Below are 21353 nucleotides of genomic sequence, written 5' to 3'. Positions count from 1 at the left end.
CCATCGTCACGCGAAAATACGTTCCGCCTGATGAACAGAATTCGCTAGTTACAGCCAAGTGACTTTTGCACAGCCCTCACTTCGCTGACTGCGTGCAGAATGTCCACGTCTCGCCGGTGTGACTTTGCGTTCTGTTTTTCGTGCCCCCTGAGAGGGCGAGGGCTCCTTCGAAAGCTCTCAGAGGTGACTTCCAGTGAGTCAACAACAGAGTCCCGACAACGTCTCGATCGACGAGATCCCGGTCGATATCGATACCACGCAATCAGCAGAAGTCGATTCCGCTGACGTCCCCGACGAATCAGCTGGTCGTGCTGAAAGCGGCCCGGTGGTGGTACATTCACGGCAAGGGCGGCTCGGATCCCGCCTTCCAGTGGGCCATCGAATGGGCGCGTCACCTTGCGACCGACACGCCCAGCGACGTCGAGCGGTTCGACGAGTTCCTCGAGTATCTCGTCACGGTCGGCTTCGCTGACGAACGCCACGAGCTCCGCTGACCGACAGCTCGGTTTTTTGAACGCCCCGGAGGGGTGCGGCGCGGTCTGAACAGACGCAGTCGCCGTGAATTCGATTCGGTGAACACAATGGCTACGACCAGTGACTCGTCGGTCTCCTTCGACCAGACCGACACGCGATCAGACGAGATGAACAGCACTATCGAACAGTGGATCGACGACCTCGTCGCCGGCGTCGACGACGCGCAGACCAGCGCGGAGTTCCAGAAGTGGCTTGACGTTCAGAGTCGCTTCCATGACTACTCCTACCGGAACACGCTCCTCATCAAGCGGCAGTACCCCGAGGCGATCCGGGTGGCGGGCTACCGGACGTGGCAGGAGGAGTTCGACAGGCATGTCTAGAAGGGTGAGTCGGCCATTTGGATCTGGGCGCCGATCATCACCACGCAGTGCCCGGAGTGCGAGAACTCGCCGAGCTACCACGAGGACAGTGACTGTGAGTACGACGAGACGCCGCCCGAAGAGTGGTCCGAAGGGCTGGTCGGGCTCAAGCCTGCGCCAGTGTTCGATGTCTCCCAGACGGAGGGCGAGCCGCTTCCCGACTTGGACACGGAAGCCACCGGGGACGCCGGCGACCTCGTCGACCAGTTGACTGCCGCCGCTGATGGGGTCGGCGTGACGGTGCGAATTGTTCCAGCCGAGGAGTAGACCCACGGCGAGGCGAAAGGCATCTGCGAGCAGCTGAGTCTCGTCAATATGCAACCGCGTGTCGAGGTACGTGATCGCGAGAACGAGGCCAATCTTGCCCGGACGCTGATCCACGAGTACGCCCACGCCCTGCTCCACTTCGACGTCGACGACGACACCGAGCGGGCCAAACGCGAAGTCGAGGCCGAAGCCGTCGCGTACGTCGTCGGGCGTTACTGCGGGCTCGACACCAGCGGGTCGGCGTTCTACCTCGCTGCGTGGGAGTCCGACGATCCCGAGGTCGTTCGCGAGCGCCTCGTCCGAATCAGTTCCACAGCAGAAGAGCTCATCGACGTGCTCAAAGACGGCGCTTGGGTCCTTAACCAACGCTTGGTTCTACGCCTCGATTTCGTTGGTTAAGCCTGCTCATCTCGGTCGTCGGTAGCAGTCGCAAGGGTAAAGCGGGTCCGTGTTGATACTCTATGTAGGAAACGCAGGTATGAGTACAATAGAGCAGTCACAAAATATACGTCAAGGCCTCTCGACTCGAGAAAGTCGACTCCTTGTACGGCTCGCTGGCGCGGGTCACCAGATTATCTCCGTCGACGACATCGAGACGACGCTGGAGGTCCCCCCGAACACCGCCCGCGAGATCGCCTCCCGGCTCACCGAGAAGGGCTGGCTCGACCGGCTCTTCCCGGGCACGTATCTCATCGTGCCACTCTCAGCCGGCGAGGAGGCCGTGTACACAACCCACGAGTATCTCATCGCCGCCCACGTTGCCGAGCCGATGTACATCGGCTACTACAGCGCCCTCAGCCACCACGGGCTGACCGAACAGGTCCCCCAGACGGTGTACGTCGTCACGCCGACCCGGGCGCAAAGACGAGAGATCCACGGCGTCCCGTACCGCGTCACGACAGTCACCGAGCGGAAATTCTTCGGCTTTGAGCCGACATCTATCGAGGGCACGACCGTTCAGGTCAGCGACCTGGAAAAGACGCTGGTCGACTGTGCGGACCATCCCGAATTCTGTGGTGGTCTTCAGGAACTCGCGAGAGCAATGCGAACTGCCGACGAACGGGGCTGCGACTGGGAGACCGTCGGCGAGTACCTCAAACGCCTCGACAACGGCGCTGCGACCAAGCGGATCGTCTACCTCGCCGACCAGCTCGGCATCGACCTCCCCGCCCACGACGAACTCGTCGCGTCGTTCACGAGTGGGTACTCGCTGCTGGATCCGACGCAACCTGAAACGGGCTCGACCGACAGCACGTATCGCCTCCGAATCAACGTCGAACCAGCGCAACTGGAGAGGGTGGAGTCCTAACCGGATCACTCGAGGACCAGAGCGTCCGCCTGCGTGACGCCGCCATCTATTTATATGTCGTTGCACAAAATCAGATAGTGTCTGAAATGGCGAAACAGGATATAACGGTCTGCATCGATGCGTATCCCGACCCGGATACCGATATCTTTCGTATCGGTGCCGCAGACGACATCCTCCGACTGCTCGCCGACGCCCACGATACGGAGTTTACGATCCCCGAACTCGTCGACGCCACGGGTGTCACCCGGTCGACGGTCTGGCGGGCTGTCGACCTCCTCGACGGTATCGGAGCCATCCGAATTCGAGAGACGCCACAACGAAACCACATCGCGATCGACCCCAACCGACTCCAGAAGGGCGATCCGATACTTGCCATTCCGCAGTCGGAGTTCTATGCACCGATCCGGGCATTCGTTGACCGCGTGCAAGCCACGCTCACTGACGCCGACGACGTCGGCGCTCTCCTCGGCATCGTTATTTTCGGGAGCGTCGCTCGGGGCGAAGCTGACCGCCAGAGCGACATCGACTGTTTCGTGGTCGTCGAGGGGAACCGGACGACAGCCCGCCGGCGGATTACCGATGTCGTTGCAGATCTCCAATCGGACCGATTCGACGGTGACCGGTTCGCGTTCGAACCGTATGTTGAATCTGCCGAAAGCGCACGCAGAGCCGGGTCAAAACTCCGAGAAATCTTCGATGAAGGAATTACCGTCTACGGCAGCGGCCACCTTGACTCGCTCCGAAAGGAGGTCATCGCCGATGAGTAGTACTCGAATCGAGCAACTCATCGACAACGTGCAAGCCGCGTTCGACCGCCGCCCAACAGATATCGAAGCCGGACTCAACGTCGAGGATTCCGCCCTCCTCCAGCTGCGGAAGGCCTGTCGCTTGCTCGCCGGTGCTGAGGCACTGCAGGATGCCAGCTACTACACGCTCGTCATCGAAGCGTCGTTCGTCGCCATCGAACGAACCGTGGAATTTCGCCTCCTCGAACGCGGCACGATGCAGCCGGACGATCTTCCCGGCACGCATCCTGGGGTTTATCGGGAGGCGGCAGCGGCCGGCGTTTTCGGTGAATCGATGGCGGCTGATCTCGCAGATCTCTGGCGCGACCACCGAGCAAAAACGTACTATCAGGATGGCCTCGCCTCAGCAGCGCGTGCCGAAGCGATGTACGAACTCGCCACCGAGATTCATACCTACGTTACTGGGCGGTCTCGCCAGGGGCACGAGTGTATCTGCGGGGAGACAACGTAACGAATGTGTCTCTATCAGTCGAGAGGAGATAGCGACTTTATTAACCAACATAAGATGCGATAAGACGGAGTTTTGTTGGTTAAAATAGATCGGGATCTTCGTAGTTTACTCTTGGGTAAACTGCTTTGCCACTCTCAGTCGAACACACAGCTATGGGCGTCAGTTTGGACGATAATGACACGTAGCGAGCGGAAGCCCACCCCTTTAGCGTAACTCCCGAAATTCGTTCCAAATTGGCACTCGATCAGGATTCGATTTTGTAATCAGCCGCCAGCTCCTGGAACTTGTCCCACTCCGGGAGCCAGTCATCGTCGATCTCGCCACGCGTCTTGAGGTAGCGGAGCAAGACGTCGATTTCGTCTTCGAGATCATACTTTTCCGCCTGCTCTCGAAGGTCGTCCTCGTCGACGTCGACGTGACTGAGCAAGAGAAGACAGTACGAGCGGTGGCGGCTGCCGTCGTCGATTACCAGCGTGTGACAGCAGAGCGCCGCCGGCGAAACGGCATCGAGCTCCTCGGAGTAGACGTAGTAGCGGTGGTCAGTGAGCAAGAATTGGAGATCAAAGGCCGCGAATCGAGCGAGGCCGGTTTCGTGGAACCCCTCCGCGTCGATCTCCGTCTCGGCCTGGGCGAGGAATTCGTCGTAGTCCTCCCAGAGAATCGTCCCCTTCGGCGCAACGGCTTCGAGGCGGTGACGATGCAGATGGTGTGCGAGTTCCCGGGCGAACTCGTGGAGGCGGTCAAAGTCGGCATTGAACTCGTAGTGGCCGTCGGCCGTCCCGACGAGACCGCGGTCGCGAAACCGCTTGAGGACGCGGTTGACCGTGTTGCGGTAGTTGTCGCTTCGATCGGCGATCTCGGAGACGGTTCGCGGCTGGTCGAGGTAGGACAGCACCTCGAGTGCTTTCCCGGTCAGCAGCTCGGGGAAGGCGATGTGGGAGTGCTGGCGGACGTGGTCCCGGTAGAGTTCGACGGCGCGAGCATCCGACGGGACGACTCGTTTTCGACGGCCATCGCGTTCCGTGTAGATGAGCCCCTTTTCGACGAGGTCGCCGACGGCACGAGAGAGGTAGCTCTCGCTGTGGTCGAGCTTCGTCGCGAGTTCGGAGATCGTGTCGCCGCGGTCGACCGTGGCGAGGACCTCGAGTTCGATGCGCCGGAGCACAATGTAACACAGTACGAAATTACTATATAAAGAAGTTTCGGGTAGTGTTACAGACAGCAGGCGCGGCAACCGTTTCCACCGACTTAACCAACAAAACTATGGATTCGCGGGTCGTGTTGGTTAACACGAGAGGAGCCGATGTCCGACGAACCCCCGACCCCACCGGCGACCCTCCCGACGGAGATCGTCAACACGCTCAACGAATCGGATCCGGAACGGCTCCGAGACGTTGCTTCGTACGCTGAAGCGCTCGCCGAGCACAAGGAACGAGAGGCCCGTCTCGAGGAGTCGGCAGATCAAGATGAGGTCGAACAGCGTCCAGATGTTCTTCCGGACGACGTCCCTGCCAAAGCGACGATCACGATCAAGGAGATCAACGACAATCGCTACTACTACTGGCAGTGGCGGGAGGGTGATACAGTTACCTCCAAATACAAGGGGCCGGTCAATCCTGATGACTAGGTTTCAGTGAGATGGTTGTCGTTGACGTTGGAAGCTTAGGAGATTGTGAAGAGGGGTATATCGAGTATCAACTCGAGGCAGACCTATGCGTAAAACTAACCATACCAGTTTCATAACCCGCGTTTCCTGAGCTTTTAGACCGGACACCAGGTTCCCCGATTGTCCGCAACCCAGACCGTCCCATCCCGCACGGACGCCGACCTGACAATCTTCCCAGATGAGAGATGCCACCGCTGTTCACCATCGAGATCGTGGCCGTAGATGCCACCCCACCCATTGACGTTCTCTGTGCTGTAGACGCGCCTGTTGTCGAGTGGTCCCCACCATCAACGCTCCACAAGCGATCTTCCGTCCGCACATCGATAGCACGCAGAGACGGCCCCGCGAGGAAGATCGTCTCATCACGCGACGCAACGGACGTCGCCTCTCGACTCCCAGAACTAACACGCCAATACCGCTCACCAGTCCCCTGATCTACCGCAGCTAGGCGATTCAGCCCGGGCACGAGCACAACCCCACACGTACTCAGTGGCACCGCCTCGATCTGCTCGTCGAGGTCGTACGTCCAGTGCGCCCCATCCCTCAGGGGCTCAAGATTGACCGCAATGAGCCCACTCGTCACCGGCACGTATGCTGTCCCGTCTGCGACGACTGGTAGTGCGGCCGCAACTTGCTGTCGTCCATCCTCGTGGATGCCAGCAAGCAGATCGACAGCGTCGGCGTCAGTAGCCGGAGGAGCAGTATCAGTGTGGCCGGTGCGACCGGAATCACCACCAGCGGTTGGCCACGCACCAGGGGAACCATCACAAGCGCCCTCCACAGTGGTCTCGTCCTCGAAGTACTCACGAACGCCACCCATACAGCCAGCCAAACCAACAGAGCCGTCAGTACCAATGGTAGTCAGGAAGCGGCGTCTAGAGGGCATCAGACCAACGTGGGGCGACCAGTCAAACTACAATTTGGCTGGCTCAAATTATCACTTGAGAACTGCTGGCCTAGGGGAGCCGGGCTGCAGAATACACCTTCTGTACTGGCTGGCTATTTCAGCTCTAAACAGTACTGTTTTGCAATCCGTCTCACAAACGCAAGCCATGACGGCACAGGCCCCCTCGGAGACAGAAGACCGAAAAGATGACCACCTTCAAATTGTTCAGGAGCGTGACGTCGAAACGACAGGCACGGGCTTCGATGACGTCCGACTAATCCATAACGCGCTTCCCGAACTCGATTATGACGCTATCGACACTTCCATCGACTTCTTGAGCCACACCCTATCCGCCCCAATTGTCATCGAGAGCATGACCGGTGGGCACCACAACACTACGGAGATTAATCGGGCGCTAGCCCAAGCCGCCAGCGAGACCGGTATCGCCATGGGTCTCGGTAGTCAGCGAGCAGGCCTCGAACTTGACGACGAAGGCGTCCTCGAATCGTACACTGTCGTCCGCGATGCTGCGCCCGACGCGTTCATCTACGGGAACCTTGGCGCTGCACAGCTCCGAGAGTACGACCTCGAAATGGTCGAGCGGGCAGTCAAGATGGTCGACGCCGACGCGCTGGCGGTCCATCTAAACTTCCTCCAAGAAGCCACACAACCCGAAGGCGACGTTGATGGCCGGAACTGTCTAGCTGCAATCGAACGAGTTTCTGACGCACTGTCGGTGCCGATTATCGTTAAAGAAACGGGTAACGGGATCTCCAGGAAAACTGCCCGGCAACTGACTGCAGCAGGCGTTGACGTGATCGACGTCGCTGGGAAAGGCGGGACGACCTGGTCTGGAATCGAAGCCTATCGAGCAGCGGCCGCGAACGCGCCGCGACAGAAACGCATCGGCACCCTGTTCCGGGAATGGGGCATCCCGACCGCTGCAAGCACGATCGAGTGTGTTGCTGAACACGACTGCGTAATTGCAAGTGGTGGTGTACGAACAGGATTGGACGTAGCAAAAGCAATCGCTCTTGGTGCCCACGCCGGCGGGTTGGCGAAACCGTTCCTGAAACCAGCCACAGACGGGCCAGACGCGGTCATCGAACGAGTCGAGGACCTGATTGCCGAGTTGCAGACCGCAATGTTCGTCACCGGTTCGGGTTCGATTGATGAGCTTCAACAGGTTGATTACGTGTTGCAGGCAGAAACCCGCGAGTACATGGAACAGCGGATTAGCAGCCAGTAGTACCGTATTTCATAGCTTGCACGAAGATACTATGGAAGCGTTGAGGTATGTGGCGTTTTATTCTGAGAACTACCCAGCATGTACGTATGGCCCTGAGACGAGTGATACACCGGTCCTACGACACCTCATTCTGACTGCGTAGTGCGGTAGTGTTTTTGAGTAGCTACGAAGACCACCCAAAGACTGAGTATGTCTTGAAAAGGACTATTTCGTATGAGTGGGGGGAACCCCCGGGTCGGGATGCTCACAAAACGCCGATAAATACCCCGTTATTTAGCGGGTAAGAAAACTTACCAATATGTAGAGGATTTGGAAGAGAAGTACTTCGCGGGGGTTGAGGATCTTTCAACGCTCTCCGGTAGTGAGTTAAAGAATCTGCAGATGGAACTCGTGGGGAGCCATCTCTGGGAGGAGGTGGAGAGTGAGCTTAGGACCAGAACAGCGGACCAAATCGGCCCGCCAATCGAGCAAAAGTGACCTCATCGACGGGGTGACGCCGTAATACGCCCTTGAGGCAGACTCGGAGCGGTTCGAGGACCCAATGCGAGTGAACCCCGCACCGTTCGCGGACCAAGAAGACGCCGTCGCCTACGTCGACGCGTCCGACGAACTCGACGAGTCTGACATCGTCGAGCTGTCGGCGTTCGACCGCGAACTGGCCAGCGAGTACCGCGGCGCTCTTCTGGAGTGAGACGGCCGCCGGCTGTCGTCTCAGTCCACGAGCGTGTCGTCAACGAGCCGCGTGAAGCGGTCGACCAGCCGGTCCGGGAGCGACGGCGTCACCTCGCCTAGCAGCTGGCGGGTCTCCGCTGGTCGCGTCAGCGTGATGTGGCTCCGTCCTTTCTGGTCGTAGGTCTTCTCAGCGACATCGGCTTCGATAAGCGTCGAGACGTGCCAGGAGATCGTGCTGCGCGCGACGTCCAGGTCTGCTGCCAAGTCCGCCGCGGACGGCTCCGGCTCCTCGAGGGCCGCGACAATGATACTACGGACTGTCTCACGGCGGAGCAACGCAATGGTTCGTTGCTCCCATGGGTCGTATCCCGGTGGGAAGTAATGCGTGCGTCCGCGGACCTCCTCAACGTCGAGACTGCCAGCTTTTCGGAGGTTCCGGAGATGGTACTGGGCCTGCCCCGTCGCGATGTCGAGGTTCCGCGCGAGCTCGTTGAAGTGGACGCCCGGGTTCGACTCGACGTGCTCGTCGACTGCCCGTCGCACGTCCATCATGTATCGCGTGCTAGTCTCGTCTGGCACAAATGCGCACGTTCGGTTCTCGGGCAGTGAGAATCTACAGCTCACTCCACTGACGATGAAGAGTCACCGTTATAGAGCGCGTACAGTATCAGCGTCGCGACTCCGAAGTCCGATCCGTGCTCGACGAGGTGGTGGACGGGCATTGGGACGAGGTCCAGGACGGTCCCGAACCCCATGATGGACCGGGCGAGGAGCAGCCCAAGTGCACTCACGACCAACAGGTACACCTTCGACTGTCGTCGCCGATACCCGGCCAACCCTGTCAGGAACAGCACTGCTGTTCCGAGCGTCGCCAGCCCGAGCACGGCGAGCAGGACGGCCGCCTCACCGCCACTCAGCCAGTCGCTGACCGACTGCAACATTGTCTACGTCGCTCCTACACACCCGGGCGGAGAGTGTGTTACGACCGCGGTCGGTGGCCTCATCCCCCGTAGCCTTCTCTCTCGATTGGACCGCTGAACACGCCGTAGAGGAACTTGAAGTACCACAGCACCACCACCAGCACCGGGAAACCGAGGACTGTCACGAGGTTCAGCGCCAGCGGTGACACGACCGCTTCCCTAACCAGCAGGCCGGTCGGCGGGTAGATAGCCGGATACAGCAGAAGTGCTATCAGGACAGTCAACAGCGTGGGGAGCGCCAGCGCGCTTACCAGCCAGGCCCGGTACTGGCCGCGCCTGGCAAGCAGACTCCCGCCTACTCCGGCGGCGACTGAGAGAGCGACCACTGCTGCTACGGGGCCCGAGAGAATCGTGTCGGCGACGCCGCCTGCGTCGGTCAGGACGACCGTTCCCAGCAGCACAACCACCCCACCGAGATACGCCACTGTCGCGCCGATGCCGTACGTACGCAACTCCGCTGCCAGGCCGGGCTCGGTTTTAGCCGCGAGGAACGCCGCACCCGTGACGACCGAGACGGCAACCAGGCCGACGCCAGTCAACACCATGGGCAGCGTCGCCCCGTCGAACAGCCAGCGCCCGGCGAGCATCCCGAACAGCAGTGGGGCGAACACACTGCCGCCGACGAAGGCGTAGTCGGCGTACCGCTGCCACTGTTCGTCGTCGCGCTGCTCGCGCAGTTCCGGACCGAGCCCGCGGAACAGCAGTGCGAGGACGAACCCAATTGTGAGCAGATAGTTGTCCGCGAGTAGCCGAGAGTACACTCGCGGGAACGCCGCCAGCAGCATCGTCCCGAAGGCGACCAGCCACACCTCGTTGGCGTCCCAGACTGGGCCAAACCCCGCGAGGAACGTCTCTCGCTCGTGCTCGTCCGTCCGGGTCGCGTACAGCATCCCGATACCGAAGTCGAAGCCGTCGAGGACGACGTACATCCCGAGTGCGAACAGCACGGCGCCGAACCAGATCTCCGGCAGCGACTCAACGAGGTAGGCGTCGACGGGCAACAACGACTCAGTCATCGTCGCTCACCCCCGGAACCGGGCCGTGCCAGCGGCCGTCGCTAGACTCCCGGACGCCGAGCGCCTGGAGTTCCTCGCGGACCAGCCACTTCAGGATGTACAGAGCTGTCAGAATCAACCCCACGTAAACGACGACAAATCCAACCAGCGTTAGTGTTGCTTCTGTCCCGGTGAGTGTCGGTGAGACCGCCTCGCTAGTCTTGAGTTCACCCTGGATAACCCACGGTTGCCGACCGATTTCGGTGACATACCAGCCGGTGAGAAGTGCGGCGTAGCCGAGTGGCGACGCCGCGATCATCGCCTTCAGGTAGCGTGTGCTGTCGGACAACCGTCCTCGGTACGTGAGGTAGCCGCCCCAGAGCGCCAGCCCGATGAACAGGAACCCAAGCCCGACCATGAAACGGAACGACCAGAACACGAGCGCGACGGGTGGGTTCTCTTCGTACTCGTTCAATCCGATGACCTCGGCATCGAAGTCCCCGCCACTGGCGAGGAATGACCCGACTGCGGGGAGACTCACGGTGACGAGATTCTCAGCACGCGGGTCAGTGAGTGCCGAGGCAGACTTCGGGAACGCGAGTAGGTGCAGATCAGCCTGACCGGTCTCGTAGTGTGCCTCCATCGCGGCGAACTTCTGTGGCTGGGTGTCCTCGACGTGCCGGCCGTAGGCGTCGCCGTGAATTGCTTGGAACGGTGCGGAAACGACTAGAAGCACGACAGCAAGCTTGAGTGCGGTGTTCCAAGCGTTGGTGTCGGGCTTCTTCCAGATGACGTACGCGGAGACGCCCGCGACCAGCAGTGCGACTGAGATTACTGACGCATTCATCATGTGGACGTACATCCAGGTCATTCGCGGGGTGAGGAACGCGGCGAGCGGGTCGGTCAGTTTCGCGACCTCCATCCCGTTTCGGGTGATCATCTCGTAGCCCCGTGGCGTCTGCATCCAGGCGTTGACGACCAGAATCCAGAATCCGGATAGCCAGGCTCCGACGCCGACGAGTACCGACGAGAGGACGTACGTTCGGTCTCGGACGCGCTCACGGCCGTACAGAAGCACGCCGAGGAACACGGCCTCGAGGAAGAACGCCATCTTCGCCTCGAATGTCAGCGGGCCGCCGATCAGTTCACCGGCCACTTCGGAGAACTGCGGGAAGTTCGTACCGAACTGGAAGCTCATCGGAATTCCAGTGACTGTCCCCATCACGAAGCCGGCGGCAAACACTTTCACCCAGAACGAGCGCAGTCGCGCGTACCGGTCGTCGTTCGTCCGGACATCTTTCCAGGTGAAGTAGACGATGAACGGTGCGAGGCCGATAGAGAGGGACGCGAAGATAATGTGAACGGAGATGGTCCACCCGAACTGCATGCGACTAGCGAGTTCCGCAGAGAGGAACGGCATTACCCCGGGGCCGAGGGTTGTCAGCACTGGAGTCGGGCTCATATATGTCATTACGACCTATTGAGTTATGAGTGAGGTTACGATTCTTGCATTCGAGTACTGCACCAGACAACGTTTATTTGTAGGTCTCTAATCTGGCTGCCCACTGCCCAAAGATATCTTTCCATATCGCGGCCAGACTATCTAATCGGACCAAGAACACGACTGGTTTAAGATGGTTGGCGTGACGGTAATTCGGTTTCAGTGTGAGGAAGAATACAGAAGTCGGCGTACAGCTGGGTGGGGAGTCTTCGCACGAGTCGGGGAAGTGGCCAGTCCCCCGGCAGCCATGTTTTTCCATCCTCCCCGCCCTGAGGGGGGAGGCTTTCTGCTTGTTTCCCCGTAATCATTTATTGTGACTGAAGAGTGTGAATATTTCTGCCAACAGGGATGAATATGGGGCACAGTGGCGACTTGCACGAGCGGGTCAAAGAGGACGCTTGAAGCCCCACTTCCCCCACCGACAGCACATAAAGAGCGGACGCTGTGTGACCTGCTTGAAACCTACCGTGCGGGGCTACACGAAGCATTCGACGCCGGGTGCGACACGATGAGCGCAACTAGCGACCTGGTGACGCCCTACGACCTGCCATATTAGACGAAAGCCACTATGCAACTACGTTTCAAACTCGCTCACGGCTGGCGCCGTTCGCGCGTTGAGGGAGGGGTCCCTTTTTCCACGACGCACTTTGTAGATACCGAATTGGTGCCAGAGGAAGCGCAGTCTCCACAGACATTGGTTCGGAGGGGCCACTCCGCTCTCTTCGAGGCTGTGAGAACTGTCGAAACACTCCCTCACCACAAGATAACGGGTGTATTCGTCATAAATCCGTATTAACGAGCCGATTGCACTGAATCCCGGCCGGTCCACCCCCGCCAGGATCCGTCAACCGAAGTTGTTCCCAGATAGTGGAACCGGGCTAACTGGGTAAGTAGTCTGGGTGGGATTACTAGGTATATGGATTCAGGACCGAACAACCAGCAGTCGAGGATTTCGACTGGCGTTCCTGGCTTCGACAGTATCCTCAACGGTGGGTATCTCTCTGAGACTGCCACGCTCGTCCGCGGGCCGCCTGGTTCCGGTAAGTCGATTTTCTCGTTGCACTTTCTCGCGGCGGGGCTCGATGCCGGCGAGACGGGTCTGTACATCAACCTCGGCGAACCCGAACACTACATCGAGGAGACGGCCCGCGGTTTCGGCCTCGATATCGATCGCCTCGATTTCCTCAATCTCTCTGCCTCTGGCGACCAGTTTCAGGGTGAGGAGACGTACACTCTCTTCGAATCCAGTGAGGTCGAGACGCCGTCGCTTGTCGAAAACATCCGCACGGAGATTCAGGAGATCAATCCGGACCGCGTGGTCATCGACCCGGTCACTGAATTCCGGTACCTGACGCCCGATCAACACCAGTTCCGCTCCCAAATTCTAAGCCTCGTCAAACTCCTCAAAAACACCGGCTCAACCGTCCTACTTACGTCACAGGCCGCTGATTCGATGCCGGACGATGACCTGCAATTTCTTGTCGATGCTGTCGTCAACATCGACGAAAATGAAGACCGCCGAACCGTACGCGTCTCCAAGTTCCGCGGGTCATCGGTTCGGTCTGGTCATCACACGCTCCAGATCAGCGACGAGGGACTGCAGGTGTGGCCGCAACTCGACCCAAACCGCCACGAACGGGAGCACACCTCGACGAAACTCTCCGCAGGGGTTCCCGAATTAGACTCGCTGCTGTCCGGTGGAATTACTACGGGGACAATCACGTTCCTGAGCGGGCCGACCGGTGTCGGGAAAACCACGACCGGTCTCCAGTTCATGAAAGAGGCCGCGGGGCGAGGCCAACGCTCCGTTCTGTACAGCTTCGAGGAGGACCGACACACCCTCTTCGAGCGTGCGGAAGCCGTCAACATTCCCATCACCGACATGATCGACCAGGGAACGCTCACCGTGGAAATAATCGGGCCGGAGGAACTCTCTGTCGACGAATTCACCCATCGCATTCGAGCAGAAGTTGAGGATAACGGCGCGGAGATTGTGATGATCGACGGCACCAGCGGCTTCGAACAGTCGCTGCGTGGTGTCAGCGCAGACCCAATGCGTGATCTCGTCAAAATCGGTCGGTATCTCCGTAACATGGGGGTGACCGGCCTCATCACGAACGAGGTGCATCAGATAACTGGCGAGTTCCGTGCGACCGACCAGCGAATGAGCTTTCTTGCCGACAGCATCATCGTCCTGCGACACGTCGAATACAAGGGCTCGCTGCGGAAGGTCATCGGCGTGCTCAAGATGCGGACCAGTAACTACGAGAACCAACTCCGGGAACTAGAGATCACCGAACACGGGCTCCGCGTCGGCGAATCGTTACCAGAGCTCCGGGGCATCCTCACTGGAACACCGACGTGGAACGGCCATGATGAGTGACGCATCAACCGGTGGCAGTACTGACCGCTGGGGGTCCCCGGGATCACCAGCCCGCATCTTGTCACTCCTCTCGCACTCCGGCAATCAGCGCGTCCTGACTGACTGGATACACCAACAGGACCGGTACGAAGTCGTCCCGGATGCCGACGCTGACCCCGCAGCCGATACCTTTGACGTCTGTATTATCGACGAGCACTCCCTCCACAAGTACGCCACCGAGCTCCGGAGCAGAACGGCGGCTGCCGACGCGTTTCTCCCGGTTCTCCTCGTGAGTCCTCGCGGTGCCAGTGATTCACCGGAGACGTCCCCTGATGGCGAGGCGGACTCGAGTGCCTGGCAGCTCGTTGATGAACTGCTACTGACACCGATCGATACGAGCGAGTTGCGGCGGCGGCTTGATACACTCACGCGTGTTCGAGCCCAATCAATCGCACTGGAGCAAAAGACAGCCCAGCTACTGCTGTTGAACCGTATCACGCGTCACGATATTCGAAACGACATGAACGTCATCAGCGGCTGGACTGAGCAACTCGCAGACCACACAGACGACGCGGGTGAGGAGATCCGCAAGCGAATCCTGGACAGCAGCCAGCATGTCGTTGATCTAACGAAAGCGGTCCGGGAATTCGTCGACACGCTCCAATCAGCCGGTGACCCGGATCTGCAACCGGTCGATCTCAACCGTGTGGTGTCCGAGGAACTCACGAAGCGACGCTCAACGTTCGAGGACGCCGACTTCTCAGTTCAGGGAGACATTCCAGACGTGCACGTCCGTGCAGACGACCTCTTGGCGTCGGTATACAGGAATCTCCTAAACAACGCTGTACAGCACAACCGCAGTGACACCCCGCGGGTAGAGGTCACTGTCAGCGAACACGCCGACACGGTCGTAACTACGGTCACAGACAACGGCCCGGGGATCCCACAGGCCCAGCGAGACGCTGTTTTGGGCCGAACCGAGCAGGGGCTTGACCATCCCGCTGCGGGACTCGGCCTGTATCTCGTTGATACACTCGTCACGCAGTACGGCGGAACAGTCCAGATTACGGATGCCGACCTGGGCGGCACAAGGATCGGCGTCGAACTCCAGAACGAAGCAGTAACCGAGGCGAATACCAGTGACAACGACACCTGACAGAGCACCCGACGCTCACAGCCGCGTGCTACCGCTCGTCGCGGACTCGGGCAACCGCCAGTTGCTCGAAGAGTGGCTCGACGGCCATCCCACGTACGAGGTCGTCGAGTTAGCCGACAGCATTCACGAGACCGACTTCGATATCTGCATCATCGACCGCGGAGCCTTCGAGGAGCACCTCGACGCGCTCCAAACAAAGAAATCAGCAGCAGCCCCCGTCTTGCTACCGTATCTCCTGTTGGTTCCCAAGTCCGAACAAGAGATCATTGATACAGACGCTGGCCAGTTGGCGGACAACGTGGTGGTGGATACAATCGACGAGGTTGTCACCTTGCCGATGCAGCAGGCCGAACTCCACTGGCGGCTGTCAGCGTTACTTCGGCTCCGAGAGAACTCACTCACGTTACGGGAACGTGAACAGGAACTTGAACGGCAAGTCGACCTGTTTCAGAAAGCCCAGGACATCGCTGACGTTGGAGCGTGGGAATACGACGCTCGCGCTGACAAGTTATGGTGGACCGAAGAGGTGTATCGGATTCACGGACTCTCGGAAGACACGGACGTGTCTCCGGATCTGAGCCTCCAGCAGTACCACCCTGAAGACCGACCAGTCATCGAGGACGCCTTCGAAGCGGCCGTCGAGGAGGGTGAACAGTATGACGTCGAAGTCCGGCTTATTGATGCGGATGACAATCAGCGGTGGGTTCGTACCCGGGGCGAACCACAGTTCCGCGACGGGGACCTGGCTCGCGTTCGCGGGACGATTCAGGATATCACCGAGCGCAAAGAGCGGGAACACGACCTCCAGCGGATCAAGCAAGCGGTCGAATCCGCGGGTCACTCGATTTTCATCACTGATACAGACGGGACAATCGAGTACGCCAACCCCGCGTTCGAGGAGCTGACCGGGTTCACTCCCGCGGACGTCGAGGGTGAAACACCACACGTGTTGAACTCGGGGGAAATGCCGGCGGGATATTTCGACGACCTCTGGAGTACTATTCAGGCCGGCGATGTGTGGGAAGAGGAGATCGTTAACCGACGGAAGAATGGCGAGACGTACACGGCGATCCAGACGATTGCGCCGGTCACCGACGGTGACGATATCCACGCGTTCGTGGCAGTCCAAGACGACATCACGGAACGTAAAGAGCGGGAAGAGACACTTACACGACGGACAGAGGCAATCGATGAAGCCCCGGTTGGCATCGGTATTGCTGACCCCAATCGGCCGGACAATCCACTCATATATGTGAATAATGCGTTTGTGGAAATGACGGGGTACCAACGCGAGGAGGTTTTGGACGAGAACTGTCGATTTCTTCAGGGTGAGGACACAGACCCGGGTCGCGTTGCCGACATCCGTGAGGCGATTGATTCTCAGAGACCGGTCTCAGCCGAGCTTCGGAACTACCGGAAAGACGGGTCGGAGTTCTGGAACCGCCTCGATATTGCGCCCGTGAAGGACAGTAATGGAGACGTTGTGAACTGGATTGGCTTCCAGCAGGACGTAACCGAACGGAAGCAACGCCAAGAGCAGTTAGCCGTGCTAGACCGAGTGTTGCGTCATAACCTCCGGAATGATATGAACCTCGTCCGAGGGCTCGCTGAGACGATCCAGTCGAAAGCTGAGGGCGAGATTATGACGTTTGCGGGCGAGATTATAGACACGAGCGATGAGCTCCTCGAGCTGACCGAGAAGGAACGACAGATAACGACCTTGTTGCGCGAGGAGCCATCGCATGAAGAGCTCGATATCTGCGAGTGCCTGCAGCAAGTTGTTTCAGAGCTAACATCGGAGTACCCGGATGCAGTAATCACTCTTGACTGCCCAGACGCAGTCACGGCTCAAGCGACAGTACGGTTAAACCAGGCAATCGGAGAACTCGTCACGAATGCCATCATCCACAATGATTCCGCAACACCTGATGTCACAGTCACGGCAACCCAGGTAGATGGGACAGTCCGAATCGAAATCAGCGACGACGGCCCAGAGATTCCTGAGATGGAACAGCAATTATTGACGGGTGAATCAGCCCAAACACCGCTATCCCACGGGAGTGGACTCGGGTTGTGGCTTGTCAAACTGATCATTGCTCGGTCGAATGGCACCATCCTAGTTTCAGGGAACCCCCAAGCCGGGAACACCGTCGGCATAGAATTACAGCGTTAACCGTGTTTGTCTGCCTCGAACAGTGTAGTAGCCGAAAATGTCTAGTGTAACCTCTTCGCGCCGTGAACGGCGGGGATTCTCTCGCTGAGTCAAGATGGGGGACCGGGGAATGCGGAACAAATCGATGATTGACCGCAACTCGGACCGAGACGTATACGATATGAAGAAGACATAACGAGCTGGTCTCAGTTACGAAAGGGCGTCCATGATTTCATCGCGTCGAAGGACCCCCCACGCAGAGAATCCAAGCACCACGATAAGGAGCGCTACAGTCAGTGAGAGGTTGTTATCAGCGAGGCTTGCCCCCGAGACATTGACCAGCACATAAGCGGGCGCTCGGCCAAGGAACATCACCGTAATGAGTTTCCAGAGCGGGATATCGGTCAATCCACTCACAAAGCAAAGGATGTCGTCGGGTAGTCCAGGGACGAGAAACAACGCGAACAGGCTCGGGAGTCCAGCCTTATCGACGAACGCATCGAAGCGTTTCATTATGTCGTCTTGGATTACGCTCTCGACGAAGGGGCGTCCGTACCGACGGGACAACCAGAATGCGATCGCGCTCCCGATTGTAACGCCAATCAAACTATAAATCGTCCCGAGGACGCCTCCGAAGAGATAGCCACTCACGAATGCCGTTATCTGCCCTGGGACTGGCGCGATAAGTACTTGTGCGGCCTGAAGGCCGATAAATACGAGCGGGGCGAGGACACCGTAGCCAGCGACAAACGCTCGGAGTTCGTCACCGTTGGTAAGGAACGGCAGGTGTTGCCGCACGAGTAGGTACAGGCCAGCAAAAACGACTACCACCCCAACGCTTGCCACTATGAACCGTCGTCGACTTCTGGAGGAATCAAAAATATCCATGAATCCTAAGGCGAATCTCGGTCTGAAGCCACATATACTCTATACTGTGCTGTTATCTTGTGAGACGTCCCCGTTCAATTGTCTCGTCATCGGATACTAACGGATGTTGGAACTGCATCCCAATTGGGGTGAGCGATAGTTCACACGGATTCCCTGGCACGTTCTGAGCGTTATGGAGACTCTCACTCACCCGATACTTCAAGTATCCGCTATGCTATGCAGCGGATAATGCGTGGGCAACGTACCTCTAAACCTACGTCTGATCAACGGGCAACTGGAACGCTGATTGCGACCAAAGAGGGGGAAATCAAATTCTGCGACGAGGCGGTCTGCGACGAACTCGGGTATGATAGTCTTCGCGGCGCGAATCTCTTTGAAACACTCGTCCCAGCAGACAGGCGGACGGACGCCCGCCAGATGTTCGATCAGCGGGTCACGGAGACCCAAGAATCCGGAGAGTGGGAGACGACGGTTCGGACTGCCGAGAATCGAGACTGCACAATTTTGTGGGCTGATATCATCGATGGCGCCGATCGCACGGCCATCATCGGACGCCTCACGGAACAGCGCTCCTCTTCTGATGATAGATTCTTCGAGCACGACATTAACCCGTACCAGGCTCTCGTAGACCATTTTCCGAACGGGCTGATTACGCTCTTTGACGCCGACCTTCGGTTCCGCATCGTCGGTGGCCCAGTCTTCGACGACATCGACCTTTCGCCCGACTGCGTCCGGGGAGAGCGGCTCCGGGATGTATTCCCAACGGAGAATGCAGACGAGCTTCGCCCCCTCTTTCGTGGGGCACTCAGCGGCGAAGTTGGCTCCACCACGCTTTCGCTCGAGGACCGATTCTTCAATGTGCAGGTGCTCCCCATCAGGAACGACGATGGAGCCATCGTCGCCGGGATGACAGTTTCACAGGACGTGACAGCCCAGCGAGCGCGCGAACAAGAACTGCAGATGGCCCGGAATCGGTACGAGTCGCTCATCGAAAACGCCCCGGTCCCGATTTTTGTCACTAACGAGAAGGGGGGGATTGAAGAATTGAACGAGAGCGCAGAGGCCCTGACTGGACGAGCACGGGATGAACTGGTCGGCGATTCCGTACTCGCTTTCGCCCCGAATGGACAAGAAGACCGGTACAAAGAGAGTATCCGGAGTCACGTCTCGGAAGGCGGGACGAGGAGATACCTTCCGAACGGAGACCAGATGTACCTTGTCGACGCCGAGGGCACCCACGTTCCTGTCGAAGTCAGCCTCGCGGTTATCGACGAAGACGGCGAGAAGCGCGTTCACGCGTCGTTCAAGAACATCTCGAACTACGTCTGGTACGAGACGGCGCTGGAGGAACTCCACGAGAGTGCCGGGGAACTCGTCCACTCGGAGACTGAAGCAGAGGTCGCCCAGGCGATCGTCGATACAGCTATCGACAGTCTCGGACTAGAACTCGTCTCCGTCAACCTTGTCGACACCGACGCAGGTTTGCTGTCGCCAATCGCGTATTCCGACGATGTCCCAGACGTCGTTGGCGACCTGCCGTCATACCCGCTCACGAAGAGTGTGGCCGGCGAGGCGTTCCTCGGCAACGAGACGGTCTGCGTCGGCGATGTCCGGGCCCACGAAGCGGTCTACAACCCTGACACACCGATTCGTAGTCAGCTCGCCGTCCCGATCGGTGAGTTCGGGGTCATCATCTGTGGTGCAACGACCGTAGACACGTTCGACCAGGAGGACCGTCGTCTGCTCGAACTGCTCTCGCGGAATGCCGAGTCCGTGTTTACACGAGTAAATCGCGAGCAACAGCTCCGTCGCCGTGAGATGGAGTTAGAAGCACAAACGGAGACGCTTCAGCGTGTCGAGGACCTCAACTCGCAGATTCGGAACCTCACTCAGAGTGCAACGGAATCCGAGACGCGAGCGGAACTCGAACAAAGGGTTTGTGATGCACTCTGCAGCCAGGGCCCGTTCGCGTTCGGCTGGATCGCGGAGTTGTCACCCGAGCGTGACGAACTCCAGCCACGGGCCTGGTCCGGTCGGAACGAGGGGTATCTCGATGCTTGTTCGCTATCACTGGACGACGGGTCGTCGGAGCCGGCTGTTCGGGCCGCTAAGACCAACGAGTCGGTTATGGTCGATAATACTGCGAGAGACATCCAGCAGGAACCCTGGCGGCGTGAAGCGACCCGCCGGAACTTCTTGTCGGTAATTTCGGTTCCGATCGTGTTTCAGGGTGTCTTCTACGGTGTGCTGACGCTTTATGCTGAGACGCGTGATGGGTTCTCGCACCGATTACAGGAGGCCCTCGAGGACTGGGGTGGGTTCATGGGGTACGCTATAAAGGAGAGTGAACGAACGAACGCCCTCCTGTCCCAGCAGGGAACCGCTTTGCGGTTCAGTATCGAATCCGAAGCGTGCCCTCTCCTGCGCATCGCGCGAGATAGCGGCTGCACAATCATATTCGAGGGGCTTCGTGGGAAGGACGGTGACGAAGCGACGGTCTTCGTTCGAGTACTTGGGTGTTCGACGAAGGCCTTCCTCGAGGAGACGCAGCAAGCCTTAGTCATCTCGTCAGTCACGAAGGTCAGGGAGTCTGAGGATGATGTCCTGTTCCAGATTACGATCTCGGACACGTTTATCGCCAGTACCCTCGCGAAGTATGGAATTCGTCTCGAAAATATCATCGGTGACGACCAGTCCAGCGTTCGCGTTCGGGTCGTGACCCCGCCGACGATTCCGGTGCATCGGGCGGTCGAAATTGTCTCTACTGAGTACCCGAATGCAACACTGCTCGGCTCCGAAAAGCTGACGGATGACTTCTGGAGTGGAAACCAATTCGCCGAACGGGCACTGCTGCGGTTAACTGACCGTCAACGGGAGGTGGTCGAGCTCGCGTATCACGGCGGCTACTTCGAGTCGCCAAAAGAGCTCAGCGGGCAGGAACTGGCGGAACAGATGGGAATCTCCTCGTCCTCGTTCAACACGCATCTTCGTTCGGCAGAACGAAAGCTCCTAGGTGCACTTATTGGGGGGCGTCACCGGCCGGGGTCAACGGAGTATCCAGAGTAAAATAAAATACTACTTAAAAATCTGGATATATCAGCCCTTTCCAGAACGCTCCAA

Annotated in this window: 18 protein-coding genes and 3 pseudogenes; 14 read left to right on the top strand and 7 right to left on the bottom strand. The window is 58.8% G+C overall.

Annotated elements, in window-relative coordinates; translation table 11 throughout:
* Window positions 1–193 precede the first annotated feature (193 nt).
* The 5 genes and pseudogenes from BMW35_RS15085 (at window position 194) to BMW35_RS15065 (ending at window position 3726) form a co-directional block, all read left to right on the top strand.
* Window positions 194–494: pseudogene (locus tag BMW35_RS15085) on the top strand (hypothetical protein).
* Window positions 495–581: 87 nt separating this feature from the next.
* Window positions 582–1559: pseudogene (locus BMW35_RS15080) on the top strand (ArdC-like ssDNA-binding domain-containing protein).
* 79 nt (window positions 1560–1638) lie between these two features.
* Entirely contained in the window at window positions 1639–2469 is an 831-nt protein-coding gene (locus BMW35_RS15075) for a type IV toxin-antitoxin system AbiEi family antitoxin domain-containing protein (protein WP_089670502.1), read from the top strand.
* A gap of 86 nt (window positions 2470–2555) precedes the next feature.
* Complete coding sequence (locus tag BMW35_RS15070; protein ID WP_089670519.1) at window positions 2556–3236, top strand: nucleotidyltransferase domain-containing protein; 681 nt, start codon at window positions 2556–2558, stop codon at window positions 3234–3236.
* The gene (locus BMW35_RS15065; protein WP_089670501.1) at window positions 3229–3726 is read left to right on the top strand and encodes a DUF8154 family protein; all 498 of its coding nucleotides are present in this window, start codon (window positions 3229–3231) and stop codon (window positions 3724–3726) included. The genes BMW35_RS15070 and BMW35_RS15065 overlap by 8 nt, the downstream gene beginning before the upstream one ends.
* Window positions 3727–3970: 244 nt before the next feature.
* Here the strand turns inward: BMW35_RS15065 and BMW35_RS15060 are convergent, their stop codons facing one another.
* Complete coding sequence (locus BMW35_RS15060) at window positions 3971–4891, bottom strand: MarR family transcriptional regulator (protein ID WP_089670500.1); 921 nt, start codon at window positions 4889–4891, stop codon at window positions 3971–3973.
* Between the two features lie 138 nt (window positions 4892–5029).
* Here BMW35_RS15060 and BMW35_RS15055 point away from each other — a divergent pair, with 138 nt between their 5' ends.
* Complete coding sequence (locus tag BMW35_RS15055) at window positions 5030–5353, top strand: DUF6788 family protein (protein WP_089670499.1); 324 nt, start codon at window positions 5030–5032, stop codon at window positions 5351–5353.
* A gap of 67 nt (window positions 5354–5420) precedes the next feature.
* Here BMW35_RS15055 and BMW35_RS16060 read toward each other — a convergent pair whose 3' ends face one another.
* Window positions 5421–6212, bottom strand: coding sequence for an outer membrane protein assembly factor BamB family protein (locus BMW35_RS16060; RefSeq protein WP_394327265.1), 792 nt, complete (start codon window positions 6210–6212; stop codon window positions 5421–5423).
* Between the two features lie 232 nt (window positions 6213–6444).
* Between BMW35_RS16060 and fni the strand changes: the two genes are divergently transcribed.
* The 3 genes from fni (at window position 6445) to BMW35_RS15775 (ending at window position 8218) form a co-directional block, all read left to right on the top strand.
* On the top strand, window positions 6445–7527 hold the full coding sequence (gene fni / locus BMW35_RS15045) for a type 2 isopentenyl-diphosphate Delta-isomerase (RefSeq protein ID WP_089670497.1): 1083 nt from the start codon (window positions 6445–6447) through the stop codon (window positions 7525–7527).
* A 309-nt stretch (window positions 7528–7836) separates the two neighbouring features.
* A complete protein-coding gene (locus BMW35_RS15780) occupies window positions 7837–8004 on the top strand; it encodes a hypothetical protein (RefSeq protein WP_177170882.1) in 168 nt (55 codons plus the stop codon).
* Between the two features lie 64 nt (window positions 8005–8068).
* Entirely contained in the window at window positions 8069–8218 is a 150-nt protein-coding gene (locus BMW35_RS15775) for a hypothetical protein (RefSeq protein WP_177170881.1), read from the top strand.
* 20 nt (window positions 8219–8238) lie between these two features.
* Here the strand turns inward: BMW35_RS15775 and BMW35_RS15040 are convergent, their stop codons facing one another.
* The 4 genes from BMW35_RS15040 to BMW35_RS15025 all read right to left on the bottom strand — a co-directional run bounded on the left by BMW35_RS15040 (window position 8239) and on the right by BMW35_RS15025 (window position 11636).
* On the bottom strand, window positions 8239–8751 hold the full coding sequence (locus BMW35_RS15040; RefSeq protein ID WP_089670496.1) for a winged helix-turn-helix transcriptional regulator: 513 nt from the start codon (window positions 8749–8751) through the stop codon (window positions 8239–8241).
* A 68-nt stretch (window positions 8752–8819) separates the two neighbouring features.
* Window positions 8820–9140, bottom strand: a complete 321-nt coding sequence (locus BMW35_RS15035; RefSeq protein WP_089670495.1) for a DUF7471 family protein — start codon at window positions 9138–9140, stop codon at window positions 8820–8822.
* A 59-nt stretch (window positions 9141–9199) separates the two neighbouring features.
* On the bottom strand, window positions 9200–10195 hold the full coding sequence (locus BMW35_RS15030; protein WP_089670494.1) for a cytochrome d ubiquinol oxidase subunit II: 996 nt from the start codon (window positions 10193–10195) through the stop codon (window positions 9200–9202).
* Window positions 10188–11636 (bottom strand): cytochrome ubiquinol oxidase subunit I, encoded by a 1449-nt coding sequence (locus BMW35_RS15025; RefSeq protein WP_089670493.1) that lies wholly within the window; start codon window positions 11634–11636, stop codon window positions 10188–10190. The genes BMW35_RS15030 and BMW35_RS15025 overlap by 8 nt, the downstream gene beginning before the upstream one ends.
* Before the next feature lie 403 nt (window positions 11637–12039).
* Between BMW35_RS15025 and BMW35_RS15960 the strand changes: the two are divergent.
* From BMW35_RS15960 to BMW35_RS15005, 4 genes and pseudogenes are all read left to right on the top strand, one after another.
* Window positions 12040–12256 (top strand): annotated as a pseudogene (locus BMW35_RS15960) (RNA-guided endonuclease TnpB family protein); the annotation flags it as partial.
* 335 nt (window positions 12257–12591) lie between these two features.
* A complete protein-coding gene (locus BMW35_RS15015) occupies window positions 12592–14058 on the top strand; it encodes an ATPase domain-containing protein (RefSeq protein ID WP_089670492.1) in 1467 nt (488 codons plus the stop codon).
* Window positions 14051–15193 (top strand): sensor histidine kinase, encoded by a 1143-nt coding sequence (locus tag BMW35_RS15010; RefSeq protein ID WP_177170880.1) that lies wholly within the window; start codon window positions 14051–14053, stop codon window positions 15191–15193. Before BMW35_RS15015 ends, BMW35_RS15010 begins: the two co-directional genes overlap by 8 nt.
* Window positions 15177–17366 (top strand): PAS domain-containing protein, encoded by a 2190-nt coding sequence (locus BMW35_RS15005; RefSeq protein ID WP_143052221.1) that lies wholly within the window; start codon window positions 15177–15179, stop codon window positions 17364–17366. The genes BMW35_RS15010 and BMW35_RS15005 overlap by 17 nt, the downstream gene beginning before the upstream one ends.
* Window positions 17367–17555: 189 nt before the next feature.
* Here BMW35_RS15005 and BMW35_RS15000 read toward each other — a convergent pair whose 3' ends face one another.
* Window positions 17556–18191, bottom strand: a complete 636-nt coding sequence (locus BMW35_RS15000; RefSeq protein WP_245708203.1) for a TVP38/TMEM64 family protein — start codon at window positions 18189–18191, stop codon at window positions 17556–17558.
* Between the two features lie 270 nt (window positions 18192–18461).
* On the opposite strand from BMW35_RS15000, the gene BMW35_RS14995 reads away from it, so the two are divergent.
* Window positions 18462–21299: a GAF domain-containing protein gene (locus BMW35_RS14995; protein ID WP_177170879.1), complete on the top strand. Its 2838-nt coding sequence runs from the start codon at window positions 18462–18464 to the stop codon at window positions 21297–21299.
* Window positions 21300–21353 lie beyond the last annotated feature (54 nt).

Origin of the sequence: Halobacterium jilantaiense, assembly GCF_900110535.1 — an archaeon.
Taxonomy (GTDB): Archaea; Halobacteriota; Halobacteria; order Halobacteriales; family Halobacteriaceae; genus Halobacterium; species Halobacterium jilantaiense.
The sequence above is the reverse complement of the archived record's forward strand: the minus strand, read 5'-3'. Positions and strand labels throughout refer to the sequence as shown.

Coding starts and splice junctions, on each gene's coding strand:
- BMW35_RS15075 (WP_089670502.1), top strand. CDS start 1,639: ATGAGTACAATAGAGCAGTCACAAAATATACGTCAAGGCCTCTCGACT.
- BMW35_RS15070 (WP_089670519.1), top strand. CDS start 2,556: ATGGCGAAACAGGATATAACGGTCTGCATCGATGCGTATCCCGACCCG.
- BMW35_RS15065 (WP_089670501.1), top strand. CDS start 3,229: ATGAGTAGTACTCGAATCGAGCAACTCATCGACAACGTGCAAGCCGCG.
- BMW35_RS15055 (WP_089670499.1), top strand. CDS start 5,030: ATGTCCGACGAACCCCCGACCCCACCGGCGACCCTCCCGACGGAGATC.
- BMW35_RS16060 (WP_394327265.1), bottom strand. CDS start 6,212: ATGGGTGGCGTTCGTGAGTACTTCGAGGACGAGACCACTGTGGAGGGC.
- fni (WP_089670497.1), top strand. CDS start 6,445: ATGACGGCACAGGCCCCCTCGGAGACAGAAGACCGAAAAGATGACCAC.
- BMW35_RS15775 (WP_177170881.1), top strand. CDS start 8,069: ATGCGAGTGAACCCCGCACCGTTCGCGGACCAAGAAGACGCCGTCGCC.
- BMW35_RS15040 (WP_089670496.1), bottom strand. CDS start 8,751: ATGATGGACGTGCGACGGGCAGTCGACGAGCACGTCGAGTCGAACCCG.
- BMW35_RS15035 (WP_089670495.1), bottom strand. CDS start 9,140: ATGTTGCAGTCGGTCAGCGACTGGCTGAGTGGCGGTGAGGCGGCCGTC.
- BMW35_RS15030 (WP_089670494.1), bottom strand. CDS start 10,195: ATGACTGAGTCGTTGTTGCCCGTCGACGCCTACCTCGTTGAGTCGCTG.
- BMW35_RS15025 (WP_089670493.1), bottom strand. CDS start 11,636: ATGAGCCCGACTCCAGTGCTGACAACCCTCGGCCCCGGGGTAATGCCG.
- BMW35_RS15015 (WP_089670492.1), top strand. CDS start 12,592: ATGGATTCAGGACCGAACAACCAGCAGTCGAGGATTTCGACTGGCGTT.
- BMW35_RS15010 (WP_177170880.1), top strand. CDS start 14,051: ATGAGTGACGCATCAACCGGTGGCAGTACTGACCGCTGGGGGTCCCCG.
- BMW35_RS14995 (WP_177170879.1), top strand. CDS start 18,462: ATGCGTGGGCAACGTACCTCTAAACCTACGTCTGATCAACGGGCAACT.